At 53.7% G+C, this 14,905-nt stretch carries 14 protein-coding genes; 5 read left to right on the forward strand and 9 right to left on the reverse strand.

Going from position 1 to position 14,905, the window contains the following annotated elements:
- The first annotated feature begins 61 nt into the window (after positions 1–61).
- Together RIC05_RS02515 and RIC05_RS02520 are read left to right on the forward strand one after the other, a co-directional pair.
- Positions 62–1,306: an MFS transporter gene (locus RIC05_RS02515; RefSeq protein ID WP_350046303.1), complete on the forward strand. Its 1,245-nt coding sequence runs from the start codon at positions 62–64 to the stop codon at positions 1,304–1,306.
- Between the two features lie 38 nt (positions 1,307–1,344).
- Positions 1,345–1,818 (forward strand): YaiI/YqxD family protein, encoded by a 474-nt coding sequence (locus RIC05_RS02520; protein WP_350043060.1) that lies wholly within the window; start codon positions 1,345–1,347, stop codon positions 1,816–1,818.
- Between the two features lie 182 nt (positions 1,819–2,000).
- On the opposite strand, the gene RIC05_RS02525 is transcribed toward RIC05_RS02520, so the two are convergent.
- The 6 genes from RIC05_RS02525 to RIC05_RS02550 all read right to left on the reverse strand — a co-directional run bounded on the left by RIC05_RS02525 (position 2,001) and on the right by RIC05_RS02550 (position 8,106).
- Positions 2,001–3,458: an aldehyde dehydrogenase gene (locus RIC05_RS02525; RefSeq protein WP_350046302.1), complete on the reverse strand. Its 1,458-nt coding sequence runs from the start codon at positions 3,456–3,458 to the stop codon at positions 2,001–2,003.
- Positions 3,459–3,512: 54 nt separating this feature from the next.
- On the reverse strand, positions 3,513–4,229 hold the full coding sequence (locus RIC05_RS02530) for an ABC transporter ATP-binding protein (RefSeq protein WP_350046301.1): 717 nt from the start codon (positions 4,227–4,229) through the stop codon (positions 3,513–3,515).
- The gene (locus RIC05_RS02535; RefSeq protein ID WP_350046300.1) at positions 4,222–4,956 is read right to left on the reverse strand and encodes an ABC transporter ATP-binding protein; all 735 of its coding nucleotides are present in this window, start codon (positions 4,954–4,956) and stop codon (positions 4,222–4,224) included. The genes RIC05_RS02530 and RIC05_RS02535 overlap by 8 nt, the downstream gene beginning before the upstream one ends.
- Entirely contained in the window at positions 4,953–5,939 is a 987-nt protein-coding gene (locus RIC05_RS02540; protein WP_350046299.1) for a branched-chain amino acid ABC transporter permease, read from the reverse strand. Before RIC05_RS02540 ends, RIC05_RS02535 begins: the two co-directional genes overlap by 4 nt.
- Positions 5,936–6,808 (reverse strand): branched-chain amino acid ABC transporter permease, encoded by an 873-nt coding sequence (locus RIC05_RS02545; RefSeq protein ID WP_350046298.1) that lies wholly within the window; start codon positions 6,806–6,808, stop codon positions 5,936–5,938. The genes RIC05_RS02540 and RIC05_RS02545 overlap by 4 nt, the downstream gene beginning before the upstream one ends.
- A gap of 80 nt (positions 6,809–6,888) precedes the next feature.
- Positions 6,889–8,106, reverse strand: a complete 1,218-nt coding sequence (locus tag RIC05_RS02550) for an amino acid ABC transporter substrate-binding protein (RefSeq protein WP_350046297.1) — start codon at positions 8,104–8,106, stop codon at positions 6,889–6,891.
- 316 nt (positions 8,107–8,422) lie between these two features.
- Between RIC05_RS02550 and RIC05_RS02555 the strand changes: the two genes are divergently transcribed.
- A complete protein-coding gene (locus RIC05_RS02555) occupies positions 8,423–9,409 on the forward strand; it encodes a helix-turn-helix domain-containing protein (RefSeq protein WP_350046296.1) in 987 nt (328 codons plus the stop codon).
- 156 nt (positions 9,410–9,565) lie between these two features.
- Positions 9,566–10,417 carry a DUF3750 domain-containing protein gene (locus tag RIC05_RS02560; protein WP_350046295.1) on the forward strand — a complete coding sequence of 284 codons (852 nt, stop codon included), beginning with the start codon at positions 9,566–9,568 and terminating at the stop codon, positions 10,415–10,417.
- 10 nt (positions 10,418–10,427) lie between these two features.
- On the opposite strand, the gene RIC05_RS02565 is transcribed toward RIC05_RS02560, so the two are convergent.
- Both RIC05_RS02565 and RIC05_RS02570 read right to left on the reverse strand, forming a co-directional pair.
- Positions 10,428–10,943, reverse strand: coding sequence for a TspO/MBR family protein (locus RIC05_RS02565; protein WP_350046294.1), 516 nt, complete (start codon positions 10,941–10,943; stop codon positions 10,428–10,430).
- A gap of 22 nt (positions 10,944–10,965) precedes the next feature.
- Positions 10,966–12,180, reverse strand: a complete 1,215-nt coding sequence (locus RIC05_RS02570; RefSeq protein ID WP_350046293.1) for an alpha/beta hydrolase — start codon at positions 12,178–12,180, stop codon at positions 10,966–10,968.
- 270 nt (positions 12,181–12,450) lie between these two features.
- Here RIC05_RS02570 and RIC05_RS02575 point away from each other — a divergent pair, with 270 nt between their 5' ends.
- Positions 12,451–14,142, forward strand: a complete 1,692-nt coding sequence (locus tag RIC05_RS02575; protein ID WP_350043049.1) for a methyl-accepting chemotaxis protein — start codon at positions 12,451–12,453, stop codon at positions 14,140–14,142.
- A gap of 59 nt (positions 14,143–14,201) precedes the next feature.
- On the opposite strand, the gene RIC05_RS02580 is transcribed toward RIC05_RS02575, so the two are convergent.
- Entirely contained in the window at positions 14,202–14,900 is a 699-nt protein-coding gene (locus tag RIC05_RS02580; RefSeq protein ID WP_350046292.1) for a glutathione binding-like protein, read from the reverse strand.
- Positions 14,901–14,905: the final 5 nt, after the last annotated feature.

Here is a 14,905-nt window from a genome sequence, read left to right on the forward strand (position 1 = left end):
CTGTTGAGCCTGTAGAACGTTTCCTTGATGCCGATAGGGGTGGATAAGGGATGTGCTGCAGATGAAAGACGACGTCACCAATGAACTTGGAGAAGGCGGGACCAAACACCGTTCATCTGTCATCGCGATTCTGGATCGCTATCCCCTTTTGGTGTTGGGATTGCTTCTTGTCGGGGCGTTTACATCCTCCTGTGCGGTGCCCCTGGCCGGGCTTTATGTGGTTGAAGGTTTGGGGCAATCCCCCTGGAAGCTCAGCATGGTTGCCATCGTGCAGGTGTGCGTGACGTTGATCACCAACCGGGCCTTTGGCCGGGCGATTGACCGGGCTGTGCCGGTCAAGTTTTTGCTGGTGACCAGCATTGTGTGCTTTGGCACCGGGATGCTGATCCTTGGTGTGTTTCAAATCTATTGGGTTTATCTCGGTATCGTTTCGATCTTGCTCGGGATCGGGTCGGGGGCCTTGTCCGTGATGTATTCGTTTGGCCGGTTGTTTGCCGAACAAACCAACCGCGATGTCGTGAAGTTCAACGGGTTCTTGCGGATGCAGACGTCATTAGGCTGGATGGTGGGGCCTGCGGCGGCGTTGTCATTTTATGGCGTGTTTGGCTTTGCGGCGACCTATTACGGGATTGCCGGATTGTCGTTGATCTGGTTTGCCGCCTGTCTTTTGATTGTGCCGCATGCGTTTAAAACCCACCACCCCAACAGCCTTGAAACCGGGGTAAAAATTCCGTTCAATTTTGGCCTGTTGCAGGCCTGTATTCCGGTGTTTTTCATTGGCGCGGCCAATGTTGTGTTTGTTTCGGCCATGCCGCTTTACTTCTCGACCGAGATCGGATTGATCGCATCATCGGCGGGCTTTGCTTTGAGCGTTAAATGCCTGGTCGAAGTGGTGGCGATTTATTTCTGTGCATCGCTGATCAAGCGTGTGGGCGAACGCAAGGGCATGTTGATCGCATCGGTTTTGGCGGCGGTGTTTTTTGGCCTGATCTATCACGCCAGCAGCCTTGAGGATGTTTTACTTCTGGCTGTGCTGGACGGCATTTATTACGGCATCTTTGCCGGGATCAGCATGACGTTTGTTCAGAATTTTGCCCCCGACCAACCCGGTGTGGCGACAAGTTATTATGTCAGCACGCTCTTTGTTGGCGGGCTTATTGGTAATCTTCTGACCGGTGTGGTCGCCAGCATCTTTGATTTCCAGACCACGGTTGTTTTGGCCTGTGGCTTTGCCTTGATCGGGGGGGTGGTTTTGATGGGGATGCGCGATGCCAGACCTGACGAACGGGTCAGGGATGCTTCATGAAGTCTTGACTTTCACCGCGTCCCGGCGATGATCGCGCCATGTCTGAGATAGTTGAAAATAGTCGCCCGCGTTTGTTTGTTGATGCCGATGCCTGCCCGGTAAAGGTGGAATGCGAACGTGTGGCTGAACGTCACCGGATCGAGATGATTGTTGTCTCTAACGGTGGTATCCGCCCGTCGCGTAATCCCTTGATCCGAAATGTTATTGTGCCGCCCGAACCCGATGCGGCGGATGACTGGATTGCGGAAAATGCCCGTGCGCGGGATGTGATCATTACCAATGATATTCCACTGGCCTCACGCGGGATTGAAATTGGCGCGCGGGTGTTAAAAGCCAACGGGCAGGAATTCACCGAAGCCAATATCGGTAATGCGCTGGCAGGCCGCGAGATCGCAGCCCATATGCGCGAAGTCACCGGTGAGCAGGGGCGTAATGCGTCCTTTACCCAGAAAGACCGGTCAAAATTTTCCAGCGCGCTTGAAGTTTTGGTGCAGGCGGTTTTGCGGGGTTAATTCGTAAGATCGATGTTGCCTAACCTGAAACGACGCAGGCCGCCAATTCATTTAAGAACTGACGGCCTGCACACAGGTCCTGATTTGTAAGGGAACTAGAACAAATCAGGCTTCCCCCCTGCGTGTTCGGATATCCATGGAATGCCGGGTGGGTGACCACCCGGTTTTAAGGTGTTTGCGGCTTAGAACGGGTAGTGGCGTTTGCCGCTCTGGATCGTGATCCAGCGCATTTCGGTGAATTCATCGATCGATGCCTGCGACCCAAACCGGCCATAACCAGACGATTTGACACCACCAAACGGCATTTGTGCTTCGTCCTGAACGGTCGGGCTGTTGATGTGGCAGATGCCGCTTTCGATGCGTTTGGCGACTTCCATCGCGCGCGGAATGTTGGTCGAGAAGACCGCAGATGACAGGCCATATTCGCTGTCATTGGCGATGCGCACGGCTTCGTCTTCGTTACCGGCACGAATAACCACACAGATCGGACCAAAGCTTTCTTCGGAATAGATCTTCATCGCCGGGGTGACGTGATCAAGCAAGGTGGCATCCATCAGAACGCCGTCTTTGGCCTTGCCCGAACCGGCAACCAGTTTCGCACCCTTGGAAACGGCGTCTTCGACCAGTTCTTCGATGCGGTTGATGGCCTCAACACTGACAACACCCCCAAGGATATGTTCGGCCTTGGCCGGATCGCCCGCGGTGAGGGTTTTGGTCTTGGCGGCCAGTTTGGCAACAAAGTCATCAGCAACGGCGTTATCGACGATCAGGCGTTCGGTCGACATGCAAATCTGGCCCTGATTCATATAGGCGCCAAAGGCCGCACCATTGACGGCTTCGTCAATATCCGCGTCATCGAGAACGAGGAACGGTGCCTTGCCACCCAGTTCAAGCAGAACCGGTTTAAGATGTTCGGCACCCAGTTTGGCAACAATGCGCCCGACACGGGTGGAGCCGGTAAAGTTGATGCGACGCACCGCCGGATGGGCAATCAGGGTTTCAACGATTTCCGGGGCATCTTCCGGGGCGTTGGTGACAACATTGACCACACCAGCCGGGGCGCCAGCTTCGACCAGGCATTGACCAATCAGGTGATGCAGGGCCGGGCACAGTTCGGATGCCTTGAGGATCACGGTGTTACCGCAGGCAAGCGGCATGGCAATCGCACGGGTGCCAAGAATAACCGGCGCATTCCAGGGGGCGATGCCCAAAACAACACCGACCGGCTGACGAATGCCCATTGCCATCAGACCCGGATGGTCAGACGGAATGATGTCGCCTTGAATCTGGGTGGTCATGGCACCGGCTTCGCGGAGCATGTTTGCTGCGAGATTGGCGTTAAAGCCGCCCCACATGCGCGTGCTTCCGGTTTCATCAAGAACCAGCTGACCGAATTCACCGGCCTTTGATTCCATAATGTCAGCAGCCTTTAACAGGATCTTGCGGCGTGCGCCCGGACCCATTTTTGACCATTCCGGAAAGGCCGCGGCAGCCGCATCAGCCGCCTTGCGGGCATCGGCGGCACTGGCGGCGGCGGCAACGGTTGCCGTTTCACCGGTCACCGGGTTTTTGCGTTCAAACGTGCGGTTGTTTGAAGCGCTTACATCCTGATTGTCGATCAACAGTTTTACATCGTTCATGACGTTTCTCCTGAGTTTCTGATGGTCTGCTGTGAGGTGGCGAAAAGCGGCATGTTATGCAGCCCCAAGGCCAAGGAAGGCCTTTTGCACAGCAGGGTCGGATTGCAGGGCCTTGGCAGTGTCCTGCCCGGTGATGGCCCCGTTTTCGATCAGATATCCCCGATCTGATATGGCAAGGGACTGATGGGCGTTCTGTTCGACCAGAAGCACACCAACCCCGGTTTTACGAATGGCGGCAAGTGCCTTGAACAAATCACCGGTCATAATCGGCGACAGACCAAGGGAGGGTTCATCAAGCAACAGGATATCCGGGTTGGACATCAAGGCACGACCAATGGCGACCATTTGCTGTTCGCCGCCGCTCATGGTGCGGGCGGCCTGATCAAGCCGTTCTGCCAGTTTGGGGAAAAGATCAATCACACGTTCGAGATTTTGCTTTTCCGCCGCGCGGGCGCGTTTGGCAAAGGCCCCCAGTTCAAGATTTTCGCGCACCGTCAGTTCGCCGAAAATCCCGCGACCTTCGGGGACAAGGGCCAAGCCTGCCTCGACAATTTTATGGGCCGGAAGATCGGTAAGCTCGCTTCCTGATAAATTGATGCTGGTGTCATCATGAGCGGTAACCAGACCGGCACAGGCTTTGAGCAGGCTGCTTTTCCCCGCACCATTAGCACCAAGCATGACAACGATTTCGCCACGCTGCACATTGACATCAACCCCGCGCAGGGCAGCATGTTTGCCATAGGAAACAGACAGGTTTTTAATTTCAAGCATGGCTGTCTCCAAGATAGGCGCGGACAACTTCCGGGTCGGAAAGAACTTCATCAGGCGTGCCATCGGCAATCTTGGCCCCGGCGTTCATGACAACACAGCGATCACACAGGCTGCGGATGGCATCCATGACATGTTCTACCATGATGATGGTCAGGCCTTCGTCCTTGAGTTTGCGCACAAGCGTGATGCCATCTTGAAGTTCCGAGGGGTTCAACCCGGCCAACCATTCATCAAGTAACAGTAACTTGGGTTGCAGGGCCAAGGCACGACCCAGTTCCAAACGTTTTTGATCGATATAGGTCAGATCACCAGCAGGTGTGTGGGCCTGTTTGGCAAGACCGATCCGGTCCAGAAGGTCATGGGCTGCTTTATGGGCACTTTCACCCCAAAGCGGATTGTTGCGATAGGCAAGACCGGCTTCGATATTTTCGATGCAATCAAGATCGGGCAGAACGCGCACCAGTTGGAAAGTACGTGCAACGCCGGAATGGCTGATTTTGTGAGCCGGAAGGCTTGTGATGTTTTTGCCGCCAATGACGACCTTGCCTTCGTCAGGTGACAGGGCACCCGATATCAGGTTCATCACGGTTGTCTTGCCTGATCCATTGGGGCCCAGAAGGCCGACAATTTCGCCTTCATGGACATCAAACTGCATCTGGTTGACGGCAATCAATCCGCCAAAGGCCTTATGCAGACCATCAATCGACAGAAGAATTTGCGATGTCATGCTGCTTTCTCCTCTGACTTGGTGGTGCCATCTGTGCCGTTCGGCGGCGAAAGGGTGCGCTTTTTCGGCGCACGGTACTTTTCATAAAGTCCAAGCACACCGCCGGGCAAAAGATAGACAATCACCATGAACACACAGCCCAGAAGGATGCTGAAATGGTTCGGGAAACTTGCGGTCAGAACTTCAAACAGCAAGGTCAGCGGAATAACCCCCAACAGCGGACCGAGTAACCGGCGCGGACCACCCAAAAGCGCCATAATGACAACCTGGAAGGACAGCATCGGGTTAAAGGCAATCAAGGGATCGATATAGGTCCAACGTGGCGCCATGATGGCACCGGTCAGGGTCATGAACAAAGCCGAGAGAACAAACAGGGCAACTTTGACCCGGGTAACATCAATGCCGCAATGTTTGGCGACGGTTTCGTCTTCGCCAATGATGCGCAGCGCAAAGCCAAGCCGGGACCGGGCCAAGATAAAGCCGGTCAGAAGCAGGACGGCAAACAGGGCCAGCAACTGCCAGTAAATGTCGTTCTGGGTGATATCAAGAAAGACATAACGACCCATTTCGCGGGTGACATTGACTTCGTACCAACTGACAACCTGACGCACCAGTTCGGTCAGGCCAAAGGTAAAGATCACGAAGTAAACACCGGCCAGCCGCAGGGTGGAGAACCCGACCAGAAGGGCAACGACCGTACCGGCCAGTGCGGCACAGACAAGAACCAGCGGAAAGGCCATATGTTCGCCAAGAACGGCCACCGTATAGGCACCGATGCCAAAGAACACGACGGTTGCCAACGAGATATAGCGCGTCGGGCCAGAGAACATTGACCAAGCGGTCGCAAGCACGGCAAAGCTGACCACACTGATGGCAAGCGACATATAGTAGTTGTCGACAAAGTTCGGCAGGAAGGCAAGGGCGGCAAAGATTACGGCACCCAAGCCAACGGGCTTGATGAAGTCAGGTTTCAGGATGCTCATGAAGATGCCCTCCCGAACAGGCCGGATGGTTTGATCAGCAAGACCAGAAGGAAGATGACGTAAGTGACCGCAATGGTCAGGCCGGGATCAACATAGGTCGCGACCAGACTTTCCGCCACGCCAAGGATCAGACCGGCGATCAGCGCACCAAGCAGGTTGCCAACCCCGCCCATGATCACGACAATCAATGCCTTCATGGTAAAGACAACGCCCATCGATGTTGAGAAGGTCAGAAACATGCTGACCAGAACGCCACCGACAGCGGCCATTGCACCACCAAGGGCAAAGGCAAAGCAGGAGGCAAAATTAACATCAATCGCAACCAGACGGGCAGAGGTCGGATCAACAGCAACCGCGCGAAGAGCCGTGCCAATCCGTGTTCTGGTCAGGATGACATAAAATCCAAGCCCGATAACAACAGCAAAGCCAAGGGCAACCAGACGGTTGGCAGCAATCACTGCGCCAAACACATTCACGGCACCATTCATGAAGTCATAGCTGTAATAATTACCGCCAAACCAGACCAGCAACACGCCCTGAACAATGAACAGCAGGCCAAAGGTGGCCAGAATGCTGTCGACTTCAAGCATGCCGCGGTTCTTTGCCCGTGCGACCAGCGGGGTCAGCAGGATGCGATAGATCACCCAGTTCAGAGCAAAGCTTAGCGGGATAATGATCAGAAGACCGACAATCGGGTTAATCCCGAACGAGGTCATGAAAACAAAGGCAATAAAGGATGCGACGATCACCAGCTCGCCATAGGCGAGGTTCATGATGCGCGATACTCCGTATTGCAGGGTCAGCCCCATGGCGACGAGTGCATACATGCCGCCAAGCGTGATCCCGGAAAATATTGCGTAGCTTAACATTCAATTCTTCCCAGAGGGGTGTCGGGGTTCCCGCGCGGTTGTGCGTGCGCAGGAACCCCGGCTTTCCTTGTCAGCTGCACTTATTGTGCTGCTTTCCATTCAGGTTTCGGGAAGACAAGTTCTTGTGCGCCTTCCATGCTGGTTGGGGCAACACCGACAAATTTGCCGTCCTGCCACTGGCCAACCTGCCAGAAATTCTGATCGCCCGGCTTATAGGTGCCCAGAATGGTGTCAAAGCCACCTTTGGCGAGTTCAGCATTCACAGCTTCGCGGTCGGTGGAACCGGCACGTTCGATTGCCTGTTGCAGGGACTGAAGCGATGCCCAGTTGACAATCGATGCCCAACGATCCGGCTCGCGATCGGCAAATGCGACATGGCGTGCAATGTAATCGGCAATTTTCGGATCATTTTCGCTGGCACCCCCAAGGCTGATGACGCCCTGTGCATCTTCACCGAAACGGTTTTTATAAAGCGGGAAAGCTGTGCCAACACCGGCATAGAAGATTTTCGGGTTAAAGCCCAGAACACGGGACTGTTCGGTCAGGCCAAGGGTGCCCGGCGGGTAGGAAAAGGCCACAAAGGTATCTGCGCCAAGTGATTTGATTTCATTGACGATGGTTGCAAGGTCCTGGGAGCCCAGCGGATAGGTTTTGTCATAGACCAGATCAAAGTCGCGATCTTCAAGGGCGGTACGACCGGCTTTGGAAAGTTCAATCCCGAAACCATCGGCAACGGCAATCATTGCGACCTTGTCGTTGATTTTACCGGCGTCTTTCAGGCCTTTAAGGAATTCGGCCATTTCAACGGCATATTGTTCACCCGTACCCAGCAGCCAGTAGGAGTTTTTCCAGCGTTCTGCGAGTTGCGGTGATTTGTCGGTAACGGCTGTACCGGCAATATGGGCATAGCCCGCACGATCAAGGATCGGTGCGACGGCAAGGTTAAGCCCCGTACCCCAAGGCGACAGGATGAAATCAACCTTGTCCTGATTGATCAAGCGTTCGATCGCACGGACAGCTTCTTCGGAGCTGGAGCGATCATCATATTCAACGACTTCAATCGGGATCTGTTTGTCGCCGACTTTAAGGCCGCCGGCGTCATTGATTTCCTTGACCCACATTTCATAGTTCGGCGTGGTGCTGGTGGCAGCGCCCGGTGCGCCGGGGCCGGTTTTCGAGATGGCGTAACCAATGCGATAGGTTTCTTGTGCGTTGGCACTAAACAGCGTCGCGGTGCTCATCAGGGCAGTGGTTGCTGCCGCGATGGTCGCGATGCGCAGTTTCGCTGAAATTTGCATGCTTTTCCTCCTGATCTCTTTGCAGAGACGGTTTTCCCGTTTACGCGCTATTTCAGGAGTTTAGGCAAAGAGATTCTGTTATTTACTTCGCAGTGCAAAGTAAATCCCCGGCGTTTCCTCCTGCCCATTATTTCGCAGTTGCAAAATAACGGGAACGCAATTTTGATTTGTATTGTTGTTTTTGCGGTTCTTTTGACCGTCACACTAGTAAGCGACGGAACGCTTCCGATGTAAAGATAGCTAAATTGACATTTTAGGACGAAAAATTGTATTTTTATACATATAACCATTTGGAATAGATGATCGACAAAAAGGCATGCCTCAGTATTCATCCCGACATATCCCGGTTTCAAGCCCGGCACCGCTGGTTGAAAACCCGTTCGAAGATCTGGTTCCTGTCACCGCGCAGGCCATGATGGATCATTTTGATCATCCGTTATCCACGCAAGAATGGGTGATGAATGATCCGGGGCGGCGGGACCGTTGTTATGCGGTTTTGCTGCTAAGCGGGCGGGCGCGGATCGGGTTGCGACAGGGAACCATTGAATGCAGGGCACCCGCCCTAGTGTGGATGCCGCTGGGTGAAACGCAAAGCTTTTCTGTAACGGCCGGTGGCGAAGGTTATTTGCTGTCGGTGGCGGATGATTTGGTGGCCCGTCATTGCGGGGATGGGGCCGGTGGTCTTGGTGCGCCGGGGGGCAGTCCGGTCGGCGGTGGTTTGCCGCTTCGATTTGCTGCTGATACGGTTCACAATGTCACCCCGGCAGAAGATAGCGAAAATCTATCGCTTCTGGCGCGCAGCTTTGCCGCCATCCGAACCGAGCTGATGCAAAATGCGCTTGGCGCCAGCCTTGTGGTTGGTGCGCATTTGCAAATCATCCTGACCATGGTTTTGCGCCTTGGCGAAGGGGTGATGGAACAGCGCGACAAACACCGCCCGGGATCGATCACGTTTCAGCGGTTTCTTCAGGTGCTGGAACTGCATTTTCGTGAACACTGGAATGTTGCCGATTATGCAACGGCCCTTGGCGTCAGTGAACGTCGGCTTGGGTCGGCTGTTTTGCGCGCGACAGGTAAGCCGCCGCTGAGTGTTATTCATGATCGTGTCTTGCGTGAAGCCTGTATGCGGCTTGAACAATCCCCGCTTGGTGTGGCGCAGATTGCTTATGGTTTGGGGTTCCGTGATCCGGCCTATTTCAGCCGGTTTTTCAAACGCTATATGGGCGAGGCGCCGGGGGGATATCGCCGGTTACGTCGGGCAGCGGAGCGCGTGCGTGATGATACTTTTGCCGCCTGGCCGTAATGTTGAACAAGTGTTAGTTGGCGTAAATGTCGCAATAATGTATCCGGCTGTCACAGTCTGTTGATCACCGTTAAAGATTGCGATGCCTTAATTTGATCCTACTTCTTCGCTTACTCGTAATATTATACAAATGCGAATTCAGACAGGATCGATACGTTGCGCAAAGGTAAAACCTTTTTTCTTGGCTTTCTGGCCGCCATTATCTTGCCGTTTGGGATGAGCCTTGCCGAAAACCCGCCAAGTGAAAAGGCAAAAGAACGGTACACGTGGCGCAATGCCCCGCGTGGTTCATCAGGGGTGGCTCCTGATGCCGCGAGTCATGCAGATCAGGCGATTGTCATGGTCATGGCGGCCGATACGTTTGGCTGGCGTGGGTATTTCGCTGTGCATCCGTGGATCATTTACAAGCGCGCTGGCGACACCAGCTATACCCGCTATGACGTTGTCGGGTGGGGCGGTGGCAATGTTGTGCGCAAGAATTACGCGATTGCGGATGGATTGTGGTTTGGCTCCAAACCTAAAATCCTTGCCGATCATCGCGGGGTAGATGCCGAAGGGTTGATTGATCAGGTTGAGGCGGCGGTTAAAAGCTATCCCTTTCCACGCGAATATCGCAGCTATCCGGGGCCGAACAGCAATACCTTTATTGCCCATATCGGGCGCGAGGTATCGGGGCTGAACCTTGATATGCCGGCCAATGCGATTGGTAAGGATTTCCGGGCAATCACAAATCCAGTCGGGCTGTCGTCAAGCGGGCAGGGCATTCAAGCCAATATTCTGGGTGTGTTTGGTTTTTCGCTTGGTCTGGAAGAAGGGATCGAGTTGAACTTGCTTGGTCTTAATATCGGCATTGATTTTAACCGGCCTGCCTTGCGTCTGCCATCCGTCGGGCGGTTGGGTATGGATAATGTCGATCAGAACCCCGATCATGAAATCGCAGGTGATGACACCGCCGACGGGGTTGCCAGTGAAGATGGCGGTGAGATGCCGGGCAACAACGCGCTTTGATGTTTGGGCCCTAGCCGTTCAAATGCCAGATCGCGGCATTTAGCAAGGTGGCAAAGCTTGCCCATGCGCCGTAGGGCAACAACAAGATTCCGGCCAGACGGTCAATCTTCATAAACACCACGATATTGGCCATGATCAGCACCAGAAGGACACTGATATCAATCAGGCCGAGCAAGGGTGATTGCGCCCCAAAGAACAGAAACGACCACAAAAGGTTTAAGGCCAGTTGGGCGCCATAGATCGCAAACGGGCCCTTGGCATTGCCAATGCCGCGTTTGAGCCAAACGCGCCAGCCGCTAAAGGCGATCATGAAATAAATGACCGTCCAGACCGGGGCGAACAGCCAGTTCGGCGGATTGAAGAACGGCTTTTGCAATGTCGCGTACCAGTCATTGACACTGGTTGCGGTCACCGCACCGCCAAAGGCCGATATGATCAGGCACAAAACCATAAAGGCAATCAGCGCGAAGACACGGGTGCGATGGTTTGTCTTTGGCGGGGTGAAGTCATCGGTGCTGTTCATCATGGCGAAGTTAAATCCCCGGCGATCAGTTTGTGACGTCTTGAATGGTTTCGATCAGTTCATCGAAATAAGGGTTCCAGGTCAGCCGACCGTGATATTTACCCGGTTCGCTATAGCCCCAACCACTGCGCCAGATTGTCGATAGATCATTGGGCAGTGCGATGTCTTCCTGACCATTTTCAACAAAAACAAAACTTCCCTTCACACCGTAATATGGGTTCTCGGGCGAAAACAGCACGCTTAGATGCGAGAAATTGCTGATTTGCTGATCGGGCAGGTTGCTGTTGCGGGTTTCAACCCGCGGGTCGCTGCTTGGTGCGGGGGCGTCATCATACCAGATTAGGTGTGATGACGGATGGGTGAAGTCGGTTTCAAACGTTCGCAGCGTTTCAAGCGGATCAAGGACACTGTCATCGGCACTTATGGCGATGAGAGCCGGGCGGTCAAAAGGTGCGGCATCAAGGCTTTCGCGCGCTTCGCTGACACTGTGGTAATAAAGTGCGGATGCCTTGGTGGAAAGGGATTGGTAGTTAATGACATTGTCCTCAGGATCAACATCAACCCAGTCCCACAGATACTGGACGACGGGGGCAAGGAACAGCAAATCGCTGTCTGGTTCAATTCCCGGCGAAAACAGCATCAATCCGGCGATTTCCGGGTTCTGGGCAGCGTAGCTGGTCACAAGGTTGCCGCCGGTCGAAAAACCACCAAGCCAGACTTCGTCGACGTCGCGTTCAAGAAGGGCTACCTGATGGGCAACAGACTGCGTCCAGTCGGCATAGTCCGGCAGGTTCAGATCACCCGGGCGGGTGCCATGGCCGGGCAATAACATTGACCTTGCAAGCCATCCATTGCGGGCCATTTCGGTTGCGATGTCGTGGAAATACCACGGGCTTGACCCAAGGCCATGGACAAACAGCACCCCCCGCGTTGGTTGATCATTGGAGGTGGTTTTTGGGCGGATTTCAAACGGACTGTTGCGCGTGATTTCCATTTCGTGATCGTCGGTCAGAAAGACACGGTGGGTTGCAACCCATTCGCGTGTTTCTGATACGTAAGTGGAAAATTCATCCTGCATATAGGGCGGGATATCGGGGGATTTTTCATAAAGTGCGTTTTCCGGCGGGAAGGCACACGCCGCGAGAAAAAGTGCCGGGATCAGGGCCAACAGGGTGGTGCGTTGATTGGGACTAAATAGCGTTCTTTTGGGGCTGCTGGTGCTTGTTCCAGAATTGACCATAAATATGCCTTTGCGGATGTCTTTCTGCTTTGGTTCTTGTACGGCAATCCTTTGTTTTCGGGTCTTATTTTGCCGTTCAGAAATGTGCTTATAAGTGATTGTAATCACAGATAAGGCATATGCCGAATGTTATAAAATTATTTATCTGTCGGTTGATATGTTCTTGCGGGAACGCCACTTTAAATAGCTGCTCTTCCTGATAAAATACAAAAAATATCAATAAGTTACCGATTTGTCCGATGTGCTTGGATACCGGTTATGGGGATGAAAATGTTCAATTTGAATTCTATGAAAATCAGCACACGTATGTTGATCATTGTTGCAGGGGCAATTTTTGCTGTGTTGCTGGTCGGTGCGTTCGGTCTTACCGAAATGCGCAGCAACATGGTCGAGGATCGCAAGGCAAAGACGCAAAATCTGGTGGAAACCGCGATCAGCCTGATCGGGCATTTCCATGAGATGGCGCAATCGGGCGAGCTGACAAACGAACAGGCACAGGCGGCGGCGGCAAAGGCCGTTGGGTCCTTGCGCTATGATGAAACGAATTACTTCTTTGCGTTTGATTATACCCCGGTCGTTGTCATCCATGCGGTCAAGCCCGAGCGCGTTGGGTCGAACGTCGGGGATGCGGTGGATGGATCGGGTAAGTTTCTGTATCGCGAAATGGTCGAAGCTGCGCGTTCCGGCGGGCAGGGCTTTGTTGATTACACCTATCAGGTGCCGAAATCGGACAAACTCCGTCCCAAGCTTTCGTTTGTAAAAGAATTCAAACCATGGGGCTGGATCGTGGCAACCGGCATTTACATGGATGATGTCAATGCAGTGTTCCAGAAAAGCATGTTGGTGATGGGGGCGGTTGCATTGGCAATTCTGGTTGCCGTTGTGGGCATGTCTTTGATGATCAGTCGGGGGATTACCCGCCCGTTGCTGGCGATTTCTGAAAACATGCTGCGCTTGTCGCAGGGCGATCACGATATCGAGGTCAAATATACCGACCAGAAAAGCGAGATCGGCGATTTGGCGCGCGCGATGGATATCTTCAAGGCGAAAACCATCGAAATGGAAGAAATGCGCACCCAGCGCGAGGAACAGGAACGTCGTTCCGATGCGGAAAAACGCGATGCCTTACGTAAAATGGCCGACAGTTTCGAAGCCAGCGTGGGACAGGTTGTGACCCAGGTGATCAAGGCATCGGGCGATATGCAGACATCGGCAAATGCCATGACGGGTACTGCCAAACAGGTTGGTGAACGATCAAGTGTGGTTTCCAATGCGTCGCGCGAAATGTCGAGTAACGTTGAAACGGTGGCTTCTGCTGCGGAAGAACTGAGTGCCTCGATTGCCGAAATCAGCAATCAGGTTGCGCAGTCTTCGACCATTGCCAACGGTGCGGTACGGACGTCTGAAGAAACCCATCAGAAAATCGAAATGCTGGCCGATGCGGCAAACCAGATTGGTGAAGTGGTTTCACTGATTACCAACATTGCCGAACAGACCAATCTTCTGGCCCTTAACGCAACGATCGAAGCTGCGCGTGCCGGAGATGCAGGCAAAGGTTTTGCCGTGGTTGCCAACGAAGTTAAAAATCTGGCCAACCAGACGGCCAAGGCGACCGAAGATATCCGTTCGCAGGTTGAGGATATCCAGGTCGCTACATCGAATGCGGTAACGGCAATCAGTGAAATCGCCGAAACCATCCGTCAGCTTGACGGGTCGACAACAACGATTGCATCTGCGGTGGAAGAACAAGGGGCGGCAACGCAGGAAATCGCCCGAAATGTCGAACAAGCCGCCCATGGCACGCGCGATGTTTCCGAAAACATCACGGGTGTATCGTCGGCTGCGGGGGATGCAGAACGGCTTTCGAACGAAGTTCTTGGCCTGGCCGAGGGGCTTGGACGTGAAGCTGCCGTCTTGAACAAGGCTGTGGAATCGTTCCTGTCGGAAGTTCGCAGCGCCTGATTTGCAAAATCTTGATGTGGCCCCCGCTTTGATATCAAAGCGGGGGCTTTTTTTTGTGTTTAGGTCTTTGACTTTGAAGATTGCCCAAACAGGATTTTCTTGCCTTCTTCGGTCACAGCGGGCGTGGACGAATATGGTTCGGCTGCCTTGTATGCCGCAATCGTGGCCGGACGGGAGCGAATGGTTTCAAACCAGCGTTTCAGGTTTGGAAAATCATTGAGATCCTGTTGCTGCTTTTCGTGGCTGACAACCCATGGATAACACGCCATATCGGCAATGGTGTAGTCGTCACCGCCAATGAAATCACGGCCTTCAAGGCGCTTGTTCAGCACCCCGTAAAGACGATTGGTCTCATTGACATACCGGTTGATCGCATAGGGGATCTTTTCCGGGGCGTAAGTGCCGAAATGATGGTTCTGACCGGCCATCGGGCCAAGTCCCCCCATCTGCCAGAACAGCCATTCCATCACGGTTTTCTTAGCCCGCACATCGGTCGGAAGGAACTTTCCGGTTTTTTCGGCAAGATATTGCAAGATCGCGCCGGATTCAAAAACCGTAATGGCAGCACCGCTATCGGCAGGATCATGATCAATGATCGCGGGCATCCGGTTGTTGGGCGAGAAGGCCAGAAATTCCGGTTTGAACTGATCCCCGGCACTGATATTGACCGGGAAGATTTTGTAATCCAGTCCGGCTTCTTCAAGGAACAGGGTGATTTTGTGACCGTTCGGGGTTGGCCAGTAATAAAGGTCGATCATGGGCC

The organism is Thalassospira sp., assembly GCF_040218635.1.
In the GTDB taxonomy this organism is placed as follows: Bacteria; Pseudomonadota; Alphaproteobacteria; order Rhodospirillales; family Thalassospiraceae; genus Thalassospira.